9 protein-coding genes and 1 pseudogene are annotated in these 15,661 nt (G+C 69.2%); 6 read left to right on the plus strand and 4 right to left on the minus strand.

What is annotated here, in order from left to right:
* From RWR81_RS09540 to RWR81_RS09560, 5 genes are all read left to right on the plus strand, one after another.
* A partial coding sequence (locus tag RWR81_RS09540) for a helicase-related protein (RefSeq protein ID WP_314457210.1) occupies positions 1-4,271 on the plus strand: 4,271 nt, incomplete at its 5' end.
* A gap of 1 nt (position 4,272) precedes the next feature.
* Complete coding sequence (locus tag RWR81_RS09545; protein WP_314457212.1) at positions 4,273-6,759, plus strand: UvrD-helicase domain-containing protein; 2,487 nt, start codon at positions 4,273-4,275, stop codon at positions 6,757-6,759.
* Between the two features lie 75 nt (positions 6,760-6,834).
* Positions 6,835-7,242, plus strand: coding sequence for a helix-turn-helix domain-containing protein (locus tag RWR81_RS09550; protein ID WP_314457214.1), 408 nt, complete (start codon positions 6,835-6,837; stop codon positions 7,240-7,242).
* Between the two features lie 651 nt (positions 7,243-7,893).
* Positions 7,894-8,313 (plus strand): DUF3039 domain-containing protein, encoded by a 420-nt coding sequence (locus tag RWR81_RS09555; RefSeq protein WP_314457216.1) that lies wholly within the window; start codon positions 7,894-7,896, stop codon positions 8,311-8,313.
* A 1,211-nt stretch (positions 8,314-9,524) separates the two neighbouring features.
* A complete protein-coding gene (locus RWR81_RS09560; RefSeq protein WP_314457218.1) occupies positions 9,525-9,731 on the plus strand; it encodes a DUF3073 domain-containing protein in 207 nt (68 codons plus the stop codon).
* A gap of 306 nt (positions 9,732-10,037) precedes the next feature.
* On the opposite strand, the gene purM is transcribed toward RWR81_RS09560, so the two are convergent.
* The 3 genes from purM to RWR81_RS09575 form a co-directional block, all read right to left on the minus strand.
* Positions 10,038-11,183, minus strand: a complete 1,146-nt coding sequence (gene purM, locus RWR81_RS09565; RefSeq protein WP_314457220.1) for a phosphoribosylformylglycinamidine cyclo-ligase — start codon at positions 11,181-11,183, stop codon at positions 10,038-10,040.
* Positions 11,184-11,317: 134 nt separating this feature from the next.
* Positions 11,318-13,027 carry an amidophosphoribosyltransferase gene (gene purF, locus RWR81_RS09570; protein WP_399498346.1) on the minus strand — a complete coding sequence of 570 codons (1,710 nt, stop codon included), beginning with the start codon at positions 13,025-13,027 and terminating at the stop codon, positions 11,318-11,320.
* A gap of 198 nt (positions 13,028-13,225) precedes the next feature.
* Complete coding sequence (locus RWR81_RS09575; protein WP_314457224.1) at positions 13,226-14,137, minus strand: DMT family transporter; 912 nt, start codon at positions 14,135-14,137, stop codon at positions 13,226-13,228.
* On the opposite strand from RWR81_RS09575, the gene RWR81_RS09580 reads away from it, so the two are divergent.
* Positions 14,129-14,647 carry a helix-turn-helix domain-containing protein gene (locus tag RWR81_RS09580; RefSeq protein WP_314457226.1) on the plus strand — a complete coding sequence of 173 codons (519 nt, stop codon included), beginning with the start codon at positions 14,129-14,131 and terminating at the stop codon, positions 14,645-14,647. The two genes, RWR81_RS09575 and RWR81_RS09580, sit on opposite strands and share 9 nt — an antisense overlap.
* Positions 14,648-14,660: 13 nt before the next feature.
* On the opposite strand, the pseudogene RWR81_RS09585 reads toward RWR81_RS09580, so the two are convergent.
* Positions 14,661-15,661 (minus strand): annotated as a pseudogene (locus tag RWR81_RS09585) (RNB domain-containing ribonuclease); the annotation flags it as partial.

The following is a 15,661-nucleotide window of genomic DNA, read 5'->3' on the forward strand; positions in this document are numbered from 1 at the left end:
GCAGCCAGGCCAAGCCGCACGTGCGCCGTCGGCTCCTGTTCGACATCGCCCTGGAGGTGGGCCTCCAGTCCACCTACGGGCGCACCCTGGAGGCCACCGGCTCGGTCACCGTCCACGTCAGCGCCGGGCGCGCCAACGCCCTGGTGGCCCTGGCCCGTCAGGCCCTCGGGACCGACCAGCAGGGCGTCCTCGACGGCTTCAAGGACACGAGCGACGCGGCCCTGCTCGCCTGGGTGCGCGGCACCCTGGAGCACATGCGCCGCGAGGGCGCCATCGACCACGAGTGGCTCTCGCGCTACAAGAGCGACGATGGCAAGCGCCTGTGGATCTGGTACAAGCGCAACCGTCGCCAGGGCCAGCCGGCCTTCCCCACCGGGCGCACCGCCACGGCCTTCCCCCAGGTCGGCGGCGGCCTCGACACCCGCAAGTCGGCCTTCGCGCCGGTGGGCTCCTCAAAGTCCTGGTACGCCACCTGGGCCCGTAAGTGCCTGGGGGTCGTGCCCACCCACGCCTCCCGCCTGGCCTGCGCGCTCCTGGCCCACCTGGCCGAGGCCGGGATCCTCAGCGTCACCACCACCGACTCCGGCGGCACCGTCTACGGGCTGCCGGCCGGCCGCGTCGTCGTCTCCCCGCTGCGCGAGACCACGCGCGAGGCCCTGCTCCTGGTGTGCGACACCTGCCGCACCCAGCTGCCCGCCGCCATCGCCACCGTCGACCAGCTCGACGCCGCCCCCTGCCTGGCCGCCACCTGCCCCGGCCGCCTGAGGGCCCAGCCGCACCCGGCGGAGAGCTTCTACCGCAGCATGTACGCCGGGGCCCACGTGCGCCGGGTTGACTCCCATGAGCACACCTCCCTGCTCGACGCCAAGGAGCGCGCCGCCGTCGAGACCGGGTTCAAGCGCCCCACGCAGGTGCCCGGTGACCCCAACGTCCTCGTGGCCACCCCCACCCTGGAGATGGGTATAGACATCGGGGACCTGTCCACCGTCATGCTCGGTTCCCTACCGGCCACCGTCGCCTCCTACGTGCAGCGGGTGGGCCGCGCGGGCCGCCGCAGCGGCTCAGCGCTCGCCCTGGCCTACGTGCCCGGCAGGCGCAGCCAACTCCCGATCCTCGACGCCCCGGATCGGCTCCTCAACGGCTCCGTCGCGCCGCCGTCGACCTACCTGGGGGCCGAGGAGATCCTGCGCCGCCAGTTTCTGGCCTCCATCATCGACACCCTCGCCCGCGAGAACCACCCGGCCATCCCCTCCGGCGGCCACGGCGGCGGCACAGCGAAGACCGCCCTGGGTGCCACCGGCGAGGGCTCGCTCATCACCACACTGTGCGAGCGGATCGAGCGCGACGGCGCCCTGCTGGTGCAGGCCTTCACCGCTGCCTTCCAGGAGCGCACGCCGGCGCTCGACCGCCTGAGCGCCTGGGTGACCCAGGACGCCGGCGCCGGGCCTCGCGAGATGCTCCAGCGCGCCGCGGCCGAGCACCGCGCCGAGTCCGAGCAGCTCCACCGCCAGGAGCGCCAGATCCGCGAGGCCCTGCCCGAGCTCAAGGTCGCCGCCGAGCGCCCCAACGCCACCGAGGAGGACACACGAGCCCATCGCTCCGCCGAGGGAGCCCGGAAGGCAGCCGAGTCCCGGATCTTCGACCTGGATCGTGAGCACTGGGTCTCGGCCCTGGAGCGCCACGGCATCCTGCCCAACTACACCCTCATCGACGACTCCGTGCGCCTGTCCGCCCGCGTCTCCTGGCGCAACCCGGACGACGACGAGTTCCACTCCGAGCCCTGCGACGTCGAGAGGGCCTCCATCCACGCCCTGCACGAGTTCGCCCCCGGCGCCATCTTCTACACCCGCGGCCTGGAGATGGAGATCGAGGGCATTGACGCCTCCGACCTGAACAACCAGGCCCAGTGGTGGTTCTGCTGCAAGGCCTGCGGCTACATCGACGCGCGTGAGCCGCAGGAGACCCGGCCCGCCGCGCCCACGGAGTGCTCCCGGTGCCGTGACACCGACATTGCCGAGGTCGGGCGCGCCCGGCGGGTCCTGCGCCTGAGCCGGGTCTTCGCCGACGTCTCCCAGGACGACGCCCGCATCGGGGACTCCAGCGACGAGCGGCTCCGCACCCACTTCGAGGTCCTGCCCCTGGCCGACTTCGACCCCACCCGCGCGGTGCGCCAGTGGAACGTGGAGGCCTCCGGGTTCGGGGTGACCCGCTACCGCGGCATGAACCTGCGCTGGCTCAACACCGGGCGGCCCCTGGCCGGTCAGAGCGTCGACCGGGTCTCCGGCAACACCCTCTCCTCGCGGGACTTCCGCCTGTGCGAGGCCTGCGGCAAGCTCGACACGGACACGCGGGCCTCCTCCGCCCGCGAGCACCGACCCTGGTGCCGCTACCGCAGCGACTCCGCCGAGCACGTGATCGCCGTCGACCTCATGCGCGAGCTGAGCACTGAGGCACTCGCCTTTGTCCTACCGCTCGGTTTCGCCACCGACCGGGTGGGGGTGGACTCACTGGCCTCCGCGATCCTCCTGGGACTGGAGATCACCACTGGCGGCTCCCCCGACCACCTGGGCATCGCCTCCGTCCCCCACCCCGTGACCGGCGGCGCCCCCGGCGAGACCCGTCCCGCCCTTCTGCTGCACGACACCGTGCCCGGAGGCACCGGTTACCTCACCGACCATGACGACTCCACCCGGCTCTGGAACCTCCTCATCCGCACCGGCCAGCACCTGGAGAACTGCCCGTGCCGCGCCGAGGGCAAGGACATGTGCCCGGACTGCCTGCGGCCCCACGCTATTTCCGCCGAAGTCACCCGCGCTGCGGCCCTGCACGCCATCGGCCAGCTCCTGGGACTGGAGGACACCGGCGCCCAGGACACCGAGGGCGTGTTCGCCGAGCTCGACCCGGAGGTCCCCCAGTGGAAGGTCACCGACGAGGCCGTGCGCGCCGGCACCGGGGAGAGCCCCCTGGAGGTGCGCTTCCGCACCGCACTCACCGAGCTTCTGAGCAAGCAGATGGCCGTGCGCACCACCAGCGACCCCTCGGGGGCGCCCGCCTTGGAGATCGACGGGGGCCGTTGGCGGATCCGCCCCCAGCTCGACGCCCGAGGCACCCGCCCCGACTTCACCTGCCTGCGCCCCGGCGGCCGCAGTCCCATCGCCATCTTCACCGACGGCCGCAGCTACCACGCCAGTCGCGCGCACAACCGTCTCGCTGACGACGCCGACAAACGTGCGCGTCTGCGCGCCGCCGGCTACCGGGTCATCTCCGTAGGCGTCGAAGACCTGGACGGGCCGTGGGACCCGGCCTGGCTGGGTGAGACCATCATCGCCCAGCTCAAGAACGGTTCCCTGGGGGCGGCGCGCGCCGGCGGCGTCACCGACCAGGCCATCGCCGCCTGGCGCGGCGGGCCGATGGCGCTCCTGGAGACGATGCTGAGCGACGACGTCGAGGACCCCGAGACCAGTGCGACCGCCGCCACCCTGGCGGCTCTGGCCGACTCCGCATGGGGGCCGCTCATCGTCGGCGCCGCCGGCCACCTGCCCCTGGGGCAAAATGCATCCCTGCGGTACTCCCCCGTCCAGGGCGCCGGGGCGGATCCGCTGTGGGAGGCACTACGTGTGCTGCGGCCTGAGGCCGAGCTGCCCGAGCCCGCCGGCGCTGCTGATACAGCAGGCTCCCCCGCGGGTTCTACGCGCTCCGGTTCGGTCTTCGCCATCCCCCACCTCGCCCTGGCGGTCCAGCTCACCGGCGCCTCCACCACGGGGATGGCCCTCGTGCTCGACGACTCCGATGAGGCCCTGGAGGCTCCCGACCACGCTGAGGCCTGGCTGGCCTGGCTGCGTCTGAGCAACGTGCTCGCTCTGGCTCAGGTACCCGTGGACATCACCACGACCAGCCGGGCCGTGGCCGACCTTCACGCCCGCGCCCAGGTCGAGGTCGCCGTCGCCGACCTCGCCGGCAGCCCGGCCGCCATGAGCGATCTCGGTTGGGACGACGTCGACCAGGACCTTACCCCCGAGCCCATCCTCGCCCTTCTGCCCCATCTGGCCGCCGCCGGCGTCCCCCACGAGGGCGACGGCGTTGAGATCGACGGCATCATGACGGACCTGTCCTGGGCCGCGCCCAAGGTTGCTGTCCTCGCCGAGCCACAGGCCGATGATGAGGAGGTCCTGACGTCGGCCGGCTGGCGCGTCATCATCGCCGGCGACGATCCGGCCCGCACCGCCACCGATATCTGCGCGCTCATCCCCGACCTCCTGGAAGGACACTGACATGCCTACGATCCTGTTGCCCAGCAGCAAGACGAAGGACGCCACCACCAAGGACCCCTCCCTCAGGGCGAAGATCGGGCCGTTCATCAGCAAGCTGTCCGCCATGACCACAAGCTCGGGCCTACACCTGGAGCCCATTCGTGGAGCGCGGGACCGGCGCGTGCGCACCGCGCGCGTCACCGACTTCTACCGGGCCGTCCTGTTCGAGCTCACCGCCGACGGTGAGGTCGTCTACGTCATTCACGGCATCTGGCCGCATGACGAGGCCATCAAGATCGCCGAATCCGTCACCGTCCACGTCAACCCCCGCAATGGCATCACCGAGGTCATCAATGTCGGGGACCTTATCGGCCTGGATCCCCATGCCGTCGAGGAAGCGCGGCGCACGGCCCAGGCCGAGCTCGCCGCCGCCCAGCGCGAGGCCGACGAGCTCGCCCGCGAGACGGCCCGCATCCAGGCCGCCAATGCCGAGGCGCGCCGTTACAACGAGGAGGCCGCCAGAGGAGCCGACGCCAGTTCCGCGCCCTCCCAGGCACCTGGCGAGCCGGTTGGGACGGGGGGCCAGCGGGGTGAAGAAGGAACGGCTACCGGAACGGCGGCCGGCGCCGCCGCTGTGCCGGGCGCCGTCGTCGTTCCCAGCCGGGACCAGGCACCGGTGTGGCCCGATGGGCTCACCGTGGAGATGCTGCACGACGAGCTCGGTATCGACGTCCGACTCGGTGCAGCGGCGCTGGCGGCTCAGCGCGAGTCCCAGCTCCTCGATCTGGTCTCCACCGCTCGCGTTTCCTGGCAGGGCGAGGCGCTGCTCAACCTGGCCACGGGGGCGACGATCGAGGAGATCCGTGAGGACTTCGGGCTGCGGCCCTCGCGTGACATTGTCGCCGAGCCCACCGACGCCGACCTCATCGCTGGTCTGCGCACTCGCGCGGCGCGCTCGACCTTCACCTGGCTGGAGAGCGACGAGGACTTGCGCCGCGCCATCGAGGGGCTCAGCTTCGCCGAGTGGCAGCTCTTCCTGCATCCCCAGCAACGGGCCCTCGTGGAGCGGCGGGCGAACGGCCCCATGCGCGTCTCGGGCGGCGCCGGAACTGGGAAGACCGTCATTGCTGTGCACCGCGCCGTCGAGCTAGCCAAACGAGACAAGGCTGACGGGCAGGAGCCGCGGATCCTGCTGACGACCTACACGCGCAACCTCGCCGACGACCTGCGCCGCCAGGTCGCCCAGCTCGAGCCACGGCTGCCCTTCACCGAGAGGCTGGGCGAGTCCGGAGTCATGGTCAGCGGCCTGGACCGGGTGGCGCGCATGATCCTCCAGCAGGCCGGGGCCAAGATCTCCCCCATTGCCCAGGAGGTCATCGGCCAGTCGCGCGCGCGGGTACTCACCTACCCCAGGGAGAATGTGTGGCAGGAGGTCCTCACCCTCATGGGCGATGAGTTGCCCGAGGGGTTGCGCTCCGCCGACTTCCTGGAGTCCGAGTACGAGCTGATCGTGCTGCCTCAGCGCGTGACGACTCTCAAGCAGTACCTGCGCGTGCGCCGCCCCGGGCGGGGCGTGGCCCTGGACCGGTCCAAGCGGGCCGCCGTGTGGAAGGCGATGGAGCGCTACCGGGACCGCAGCGCCGACCTGGGCGTGACCTCCTTTGACGAACAGCTCGCCCTGGCTGCCGCCTGGCTCGACCATGAGGCAGGCCTCGGCACACCCCGCCCCTTCCGGCACGTGCTCGTCGACGAGGCTCAGGACCTCACGCCCGCTCACCTGCAGCTACTGCGGGCGCTGGTGGAGCCTGGCCCGGATGACCTGTTCCTGGCTGAGGACTCCCACCAGCGGATCTACGGCAAGAAGATCACGCTGAGCCATTACGGGATCCAGGTGCGCGGGAGGTCACGGCGACTGACGCGCAACTACCGCACCACCCGTCAGAACCTCGATGTGGCCTTCGGGATCCTCGACCCCGGCACCTATGAGGACATGGAGGGACAGGCCGAGGAGCACCGTTACGTCTCACCGCGCTCCGGGCCCGAACCGCTGCTGCTGCACGCCGCCGACCGCGCCGATGAGCTGGGCAAGGCCGCTGAGCTGCTGCGGGTGTGGCTGGAGCAGGACCGGGACAGTGAGGACAGCGCCCCGGAGACGATCGCCATCCTTGTGCGTGACCGCTACCAGCGCGACGCCGTCGTCAATGGCCTGGCGCAGCACGGGGTGGAGGTGCGCGCCGTGGACCGCGAGGCCGCCGGTCGGGGCAGGCCCGTGGTCATGACGATGCACCGTGCCAAGGGGTTGGAGTTCCGCAAAGTACTGCTCTTCGACGTCTCGAGGAACGCGATCCCCCGGTCGCTACGGAACCAGCAGTACTCCGAGGCGGACCGCGACGATGCCCTCCTGCGGGAACGCTCGCTGCTGTACGTGGCCGCGACCCGTGCCCGGGACCAGCTCGCCATCTCCTGGAGCGGCGAGGCCAGCCCCCTCATCACCGCCCTCACGCCGTAGGTCCCAGTTGACATCTGTGACACCTAGGCGTGTAGTGTCATCTATGACATCTGCCGATCAGCGCAAAGGACCCCCATGACAGACCTGATCGACGTCGCACCGTTGTCCGTGAACGAGCACGAGCGCGCCGCCCTCAAAGATTTCGCCCACACCCTCAACGAGGGTGAGTTACAAGATCTTCTTCTTGCCCTGACCACCTTCCTCGAAGGAGACAGCCCCATCACACTCATGGGTGCAGACACCCACTTCACACCCAATCAAGTAGCAACGCGGCTTGGCATGAGCCGCACCCACCTGTACAAGCTCCTCGATGAAGGCTTAATCCCGTCGTACCGAGTAGGTCGCGACCGACGGATCGCAGGCCGCGACGTCGTAGCATTCATGCATCGTCGTCATACCGAGCGTCGCGAGCTTGCCGAACGTTTTGCAGGTGCAGAGTCGATTCGTCACAGCGCCATCGACGAACTCGCCAACGAACTTTGAGACCTCTACCCAACGGAGCCCGATTCCAAAGATGTCGGCACCATATGTAAGAATGCTGCCGTGCAGCACGATCGCACCACCCGCCCTACCGTCCGACTACTTCATGAACTGAACGACGGATGGTGTAATCCGTTTCAACCACGAGCAATTTCGGACGGGCGCTGGGAAGACGCGCAACCCCTCTCCCACCTCGATCACCCCATTCTCACCAAGTGCAGGACTGCGCTTACCGACCATACCACCTCGAACAAGATCATTTCCTGCTCACAGGACCTTCGTCTCATTGAGGTCCGCTCCAGCCAATGGCGAGCAGGCGTATGGACCGCAGACGATGGTACCCGCTGGACTCTCGCAGCAGGCCTTGCAAAGGGTGGGCACGAAGATCGCGAGGACTTCTACGAGGCATTGAAACGTCAGTGCAGCACACCCGAGGGAAGGCAGACCCTACTTCCCACGGAGTTGGATTGGGACCTCCTCAAGCGAGAAACAGCCGCCCGAGTGCTATCTGAATGGGAACTCTCCGTTCAGGACGAAGTACGCCAACTCCTACAGGAGGCATCACACGCTGGCACTGCCCGTACCTCAATTCCACACCCACTACCCCCTTCAAAGAGAGACGAACAGAGCACCAAACGAGAGCCACTGGCAACAGTGGAACTCAGCATCACCATCGAGGACGGAATCGAAGATATCTGCCTGTCGTTCATAGAACAGAGCCAACCTGGCTCTAGATTGGCACACAGGCTAGAATACCGTCTGCTGACATGCATCGCACCACCAGAACAAGGTTGGGACAAGTCCTTCGACATCTATTCCGCAATGGAGGAGGAAGGTCATTGTTCCCGCCAAATCTCTATCCTTGAAAAGGCCAAATCACAAGGACACCTTGTCACTTCAGTACCAGGCCGCGTCGCACACGTGACACACCGCCGCCATATTGCCGACGCATCCGTCGAGGGCAAGGCGGTGCGCGCCCTGTGTGACATTTTTTTCGTACCACGAACAGATCCTGACTCTCTGCCTCAATGCCCAGAGTGCGAGCGCCGCTACAGGGAGCTCCCCCAGCGGTGAACATCACCCAGGAGTCACCCCTCGCACACGAGTCCCACCTTCCACCCCCGACATACAGCCCGCCGCATCTATCACCAGCACTCTCGATATGCATCGCCAACGATGCCACCGGATCACCCCTCGAACGCACTTCAGGGAGCAAGGATTGGCCCCCGAGGATCTACTCTCGGCCCCTATGGCTCGTTGTCGTGTTGCAGCGGCGCTGCCTGACCCCTCGTGGATAGTGTTGTCGGCTGCGTGATGGTTGCTGAATATCGTGCGCGGTCAGATGGCACGAATCCACCTGAGAACAACAATCTGGGCCACGCCGGCCCACACGTCGGCTACGTTGACCAGGGCTCAATCCGTGCCACCCCAGATGACCAGACGCGAGCACCCACCACACAGCCACAATGACATGCCCAGACACGAGCCCTGAAGACCGCGCTGAGCCGCCATATTCCGACACCAGGAGGTTTGCTAACAGAGCTTGTCGCGATGGCTGTCGACAGGTGCGGCAAACCCCAATGACAACAGCGCTAACACCACACCCTGGCAGGGGACGTACTCCCCGTGTAAGGATGCACTCCACAATAGAGGTCTGAGGGTCCAGAACACATCGGCTTGGATGTCAGGGCGCCCCCGGCACAAATCTCTGCCCTCGCCCCGGAAACCGAGTCCCATTCTGCACCATCAGAGCACCGCACCACACCACCCTTGACTGCGAGGACGCACGTCCTCTCTACAACCACACCGGCCACCTGTCGAGGACGCACCTTGAGTGCTGAGGACTGATCCCTGGGGTGCAGTTCTCGAGGCTTATGGTGCGTCCTCGCGGTTCGGCCAGCCAGTCCACCCGTGCGTCCGTCAGGCCCACCGCGTACGCCCGAGGCGAAGCGCTGCCTCCCACCCGTCACACGGCCTCTCCCGACGCCCCGCCCAGGGGCCTTCGAGGTCACCACCCCAGGCAGCCCAGCCTCTCCGAAGGAGCCTCGGGACGGTCTTGGGCAGTACCCGCAGGCACGCTGAGCAACTATCAAATATCAACCGATCAATCCCTGAGAGCCACGTGGGCCTGACGTCCTGCTTGTGGGGTGTGCGTCACCACGACTCTCATACGGTGTCCGAATGGTGCTCGTGCGCATTGACGTTGTACGGTTGGCCCACGACATATTTGACCAGGAAGAGCGCGCCCACGTGCGTGCCGTGACACGTTGGAGGGGGTCGAGCCTATGGGGCGCGGCCGTCAGAAGGCCAAGGCAACCAAGGTTGCCCGTAAGCTCAAGTACTTCAGCCCGGCGACCGATTACAAGGCTCTGGAGCGGGAGCTCGTCTCAGCGTCCTCGGGATCCGAGCCTGATGATGAGATCGACTACGAGGAACTGGCCGCCAAGTATGCCGTCGACGACGATGACTGGGACGACGAGGACAGCAAGTAGCCTCACCCCCAGTCAAGGAGGGCCGGAGGAACGCACCTACCGGCCCTTCCGCGCGCCTACCAGCGCGTGAGTCGAGGCTGTTGGGCAGCCATCCGTGTCACTCTCGGCGACTCTTCACTCCTGGCCCGATTCACCTGCGTCACATCGACCCGGGTCAGGGCTGTGCCGACCTGGCGCCCTGCTCCAGAACCGGCCCGGTCGGGATTGAATGGTCGCCAAGCGTGACACTTCATGGGGTGAGTCCCCCGTCGGACGTATTCCACATCCGGCGGGGGCCTCGCTGTTCGCGTTCACGGCACCCCCGCCTCAGGAGGTCCGGTAGGTGCCGTGGATGTCAACGGCGCCCCCGTCAACGCCTTTCGTACCGGAGACGACGCGGCCCTCGGTCTGGTACTTCCCGGCTTCGTGCACCTCGCCGAGCACCCAGGCGGGAATGTCGGAGCCCTCTGCCACTCGCAGGACGGCGTCGACCGCGCTGGGGTCGACGACGGCGACCATCCCCACGCCGAGGTTGAGCGTGCCCTCGAGGTCCTCCCACGGCACCGAGCCGAGCTCGCGCACGGTGGAGAAGACCGGCGGCACCGTCCAGGAGGCCCGGTCGACGTCGGCGATGAGCCCAGCCGGCAGGACCCGGGCGACGTTGGCCGCCAGTCCCCCGCCGGTGATGTGGGACAGGGCGTGGACCGGCCCCGGGGCGGCCGGCGAGGACAGGGTCTCCAGCATGGCCAGGCACACGCGGGTGTACAGGCGCGTGGGCTCGAGCAGCTCCTGGCCCAGGGCACGGCCGAACTCGGGAACCTCGCGCTCCAGCCCCCAGCCGGCGTGCTCGATGACGCGGCGCACCAGGGAGTAGCCGTTGGAGTGCAGGCCGGAGGCGCCCATGGCCACCAGGACGTCGCCTGCGCGCACCTTCTCCGCGCCGAGCATCCGGTCGGCCTCGACGACACCGGTGGCGGCACCTGCGACGTCGTACTCGTCGGGGGCCATGAGGCCGGGATGCTCGGCGGTCTCCCCGCCCAGCAGCGGTGTGCCGACGGCGGCGCAGGCCTGGGCGACGCCGCGCACAATGTCCGCGATCCGCTCGGGGACGACGTGCCCGCAGGCGATGTAGTCGGTCATGAGCAGGGGCCGGGCCCCGACCACGACGATGTCGTCGATGACCATGCCCACCAGGTCCTGACCGATGGTGTCGTGGATGTCGAGGGCCTGGGCGATGGCGACCTTGGTGCCCACACCGTCGGTGGAGGTGGCCAGAAGGGGGCGTCGGTAGTCACGCAGCGCGGAGACGTCCACGAGCCCGGCGAAGCCCCCGACGCCGCCGACGACGGCCGGGGTCATGGTGGCGGCCACCGCGTCCTTCATGAGCGCGACGGCCCGGTCCCCGGCGGCGGTGTCGACGCCGGCGTCGGCGTAGGTGATTCCCGGGGAGGACTGCTCGGACTGCTGGGTCATGAGGGGGCTCCTTGAGGACTCGGATCGGAGAGAGCGGTGGAGGACGGAAGGATGAGGTTGGAGCAGATGGTCCGCACAGGTCGCCGGCGGCTGACCGGAGCCGGCCAGTCAACGCGCGGCCGGCCAACCCCGGGCTACGACGTCGTCGAGCCCAGGGGGCTGCCGGAGGCCAGGTCCGGGCGGGTGATGCTGCCCGGCGGCACGGTGCGCTCGGCGTCGTCGGCCTTCTCCCGGCGCCGCCCGCGGTAGGCGGTCGGGACGCGACGCACCGGGATGCTGGTCGACTTCAGGCTGCGCACGGGCGGCGGGATCGGGTAGTCGCCGGTGAAGCAGGCCAGGCACAGCTCATCGACCTTCTGGCCGCTGGCGGCCACCATACCTTCCACGGACAGGAAGCCCAGGGAGTCGGCGCCGATGGACTCTCCGATCTCCTCCACGCTCATGCCGGTGGCGATGAGCTCGGCGCGGGTGGCGAAGTCGATGCCGTAGAAGCAGGGCCACATGACCGGCGGGGAGGAGATGCGCACGTGGACCTCGGCGGCGCCGGCCTCGCGCAGCATCCGCACCAGGGCCCGTTGGGTGTTGCCGCGCACGATGGAGTCGTCGACGACGACGAGGCGCTTGCCCTCGATGACCTCGCGCAGGGGGTTGAGCTTGAGGCGGATGCCGAGCTGGCGCAGGGTCTGGGTGGGCTGGATGAAGGTGCGCCCCACGTAGGCGTTCTTCACCAGGCCCTGCCCGTAGGGGATGCCGGAGGCCTGGGCGTAGCCGATGGCGGCCGGGGTGCCCGACTCGGGCGTGGCGATGACGAGGTCGGCCTCCACCGGGTGCTCACGGGCCAGGACCGCGCCCATCTCGTTGCGCGAGGCGATGACGCTGCGCCCGGCGATGCGGGTGTCGGGGCGGGCCAGGTAGACGTACTCGAAGACGCATCCGGCCCGGCGGGCGGTGGCGAAGCGCGAGGAGCGCACACCGTCCTCGTCGATCTCGATGAGCTCACCGGGCTCGACCTCCCGCACGAAGGTGGCGCCGACGATGTCCAGGGCGGCGGTCTCGGAGGCCACTGCCCAGCCGTTGCCCAGGCGCCCGAGCACCAGGGGCCGCACCCCGTGCGGGTCACGGGCGGCGTAGAGCGTGCCCTCATCCATGAAGACCAGGGAGAAGGCGCCGCGCAGCATGGGCAGGACCCGGCGGGCGGCCTGATGGACGCTCAAGGGGGCCGGTGCGCGGTAGGCGGCGTCGAGCTCGGCGTCATCGGTGATGCCGGAGGTGAGGATGTCGGCGGCCGAGTCCCAGCCCTCCAGGGCGCCGTTCTCGGAGACGAGGTTGAGCAGGGCGGCCAGGACCGCGGTGTCCGTGGAGGAGCCGCGGCCCAGCTCACCGCTGAGGTCCTCCCCGGAGGTGGCGCGCACGGCGTCCATGAGCTCGCGGGTGTTGGTGAGGTTGCCGTTGTGGACCAGGGCGAGGGTGGAGCCGGCCGCCGGACCGAGCATCGGCTGGGCGTTCTCCCAGGTGGTGGCCCCCTGGGTGGCGTAGCGGACGTGGCCGACGGCCATGTGGCCGGTGAGGTTGGACAGGGCCTGGTCGTCGAAGATCTGGGAGACCAGGCCGAGGTCCTTGTAGACGAGGATCTGGGAGCCGTTGGAGGTGGCGATGCCGGCCGACTCCTGGCCGCGGTGCTGGAGGGCGTACAGGCCGAAGTAGCTCAGACGGGAGACGTCCTCACCGGGGGCCCACACACCGAAGACGCCGCACTCCTCACGTGGGGAGGACTCGAGCTCGTCGGAGTGGTCATCGGGCAGGGCGGTCAGGTTGGGCGCGCTCACGGGCACCGCGGGAACCATCGGATCGGTCTGACTCGACTGGCTGGACCGACCGAGAGGCTCCGAGGAGCCGGCCCGAGGGATGCGACGGGCGTCGTCGGGATGGTCGAGGGCGGTCTGCGAGGGGTTCTCACCGGTACGCACACGCACAGTCTGTCATGACCGGACCTCGCCTGGCCATCGGCGGGCGCCGGAGCCAGCTCGCGGACGGCTCCGGGATCAGCTTGCTCCCAACAGGACTCCGACGACGATCATCGCGACTCCCAGCATTGATCGCCTGGTGAACGGCTCACGCAGGAGCCACACCCCGGCGATGACGCCGAAGACGACGTTGAGGCTCCTGGAGGTGGCGACGACGGACGGGGGTCCGAAGCGCATGGCGACAAGCACCAGCGCATAGCTCGCCGGCACCAGCACCGCGATGGGGAGGGCTCGGGCCCAGCCGGCGGCCAGCGCGGCGGGCAGCTCGCGGCGACGTCGGCCCAGCACGACGGTGAGCAGCACGAGCTGAGCCAGACTGGACAGCGCCATGTAGGGCACAACAGAGACGTGCAGGTGCGCGACGGCGAAGGCGTCCCACAGAGTGTAGGCGGCGGTGCAGGAGGCGACGGCGCTGCCCGCCCAGAGGCCTCGGGCCCGGGTCAGATTCCGCCACGTGGCACCCGAGGCGAGGACGACGCCGGCGAGGACCGCCGGAAACGCCGCCACCTGCATGACGCGCGTACCCCCGTTCCACGGCGCCGCCACCACCGTCACCAGGACCGGCGCCAGTCCGCGTGAGACCGGGTAGACCACTGACAGGTCCGCCGCCGAGTAGGCGCGTTGGAGAACCGCCGCGTAGGCCGTGTGCAGCGCTGTGCTGACGAGGGCCGCCCACCAGGCCGCGCCCAGTCCTCCCGATGACGCCACCACTGTCAGCACCACCAGCCACAGCGGTGCGGCGATGGCGCTGTAGACCCACACGAAGGCGACGTCGGAGGTGCCCAACCGCTTCACCAGCGCATTCCACAGGGCGTGCAGCGCGGACCCACACGCGACCAGGGCGAGGGAGTACCCGAAAACCGTCATGTAGACGATGTCTACCACCTTGTAGACACCGTCTACAAGAGGCAGGCTAGGGCCATGAGCCATACAACGGAGGACCGACTGATCCAGGCGGGGCGTCAGCTGCTCGACGAAGATGGCATCGGTGCGGTGACGGTGCGGGAGGTGGCCCGGCGCTGCGGCGTCTCCCACGGCGCGCCGAGACGCCACTTCCCCACCCTCGCACTGCTTCTGGCCGCGATCGCCGAGGCCTGCCTCGGCGAGCTTCGCGAGCGCATCGCCGAGGCCGGAGGGAGCCTCAGAGACACCGCGAGTACCTACGTCTCCTATGCCGTCGAGCATCCCCACGCCTTCGATCTCATCACCCGCCACGACGTGCTGGCCGGCAGCGGCAGGGACCTGCGGGCCACGTCCCTGCCGCTGCTTGAGCAGTGGCGGGACCGTTTTACGAAGGACCACCCAGATGCGCCCGAGGCCGCCGCGACCGCCGCCTGGGCGGCCGTCCACGGCGTCGCCTCGCTCACCTCACGCGGCGCACTGGAGCTCGTCGGAGCCGACTTCGAGGAGCTTCTTGATCAGCTCCTCCCGAGGGACTGACGCGCCGAGCTCCTCAGGACTGGTCCCGCAGGAGCCTGAAGCGGATGCCGGCGGCGGGGTCGGCGGACAGGAGGCGGACCTGTACCCGTTCACCCACCGGGAGGCCGCCGTCGGAGACTCCCTTACCGGCCCGGACCTCGGTGACGACGGCGGGCTCGGCCAGGACGAGTTCGCCGCGTCCGTTGTGCTCGGAGGTGATGACGCCGTCGAAGGCCTCGCCCTCGTGTTCGCGCAGAACCAGGGCCTCCAGGGCATTCAGGGCGCCACGGCCGATGGCTCGGGCGCGTTTGCCGGTCTGCTCCATGACGCCGGGCAGCTCGGGCAGGGCCTGGAGCACCCACTCGGACACGGGTCTCCCAGCGCAGGCGGCGATGCAGACCTCCTCGCCGTAGCGGTCCACGAGGCGGCGCAGCGGCGCGGTGACGTGGGCGTAGCGGGCGGCGATCGCCGAGTGGACGGCCTCCTCGGTGTCGGAGGCCTCGTCGTCGGCCGGAACACCAACGCCGCCCACGCCGAAGGCGAGGTATCCCGACCCGCGGAAGAGGGACATGGCCTGGTCCATGAAGGCGGCGTGGGCGGGCACGGCGTGGTCCAGGTCGCGCACGAGCTCGGGGTAGGGCTGCGCAGCCGGCCAGTCGATGCCCAGTGCCGCGGCTACGCGCCGCAGACGGGCGTAGTCCTCGGGGCGTGCCGGCGGCAGGGTACGCAGGATGCCGACACCGCACTCGACCATGATCCGGGCAGCGCACATACCGGTGAGCAGTGAGATCTGGGCGTTGTACTGCTCGGCGGGCTCACTGACTCGGTAGGCGAGCCGGTAGCCGGCCGGGAATCCGGTTGGGGATGTGAAGCCCTCGGGGCCGGCCGGCTCCGTCACGCCGGGTTCCCCGGCCGTCCCCGCCGAGTCAGCCTCCGCCGGTTCGGCCGCCTCGGTCACCTCGACAACCTGCTCGGGCGTCGTCATGCTGATGCCGCCGCGGACGACCTCGCGTTCCAGACGCAGGCGACCGATCT

The organism is uncultured Actinomyces sp., from assembly GCF_963526355.1.
GTDB lineage: Bacteria > Actinomycetota > Actinomycetes > Actinomycetales > Actinomycetaceae > Actinomyces.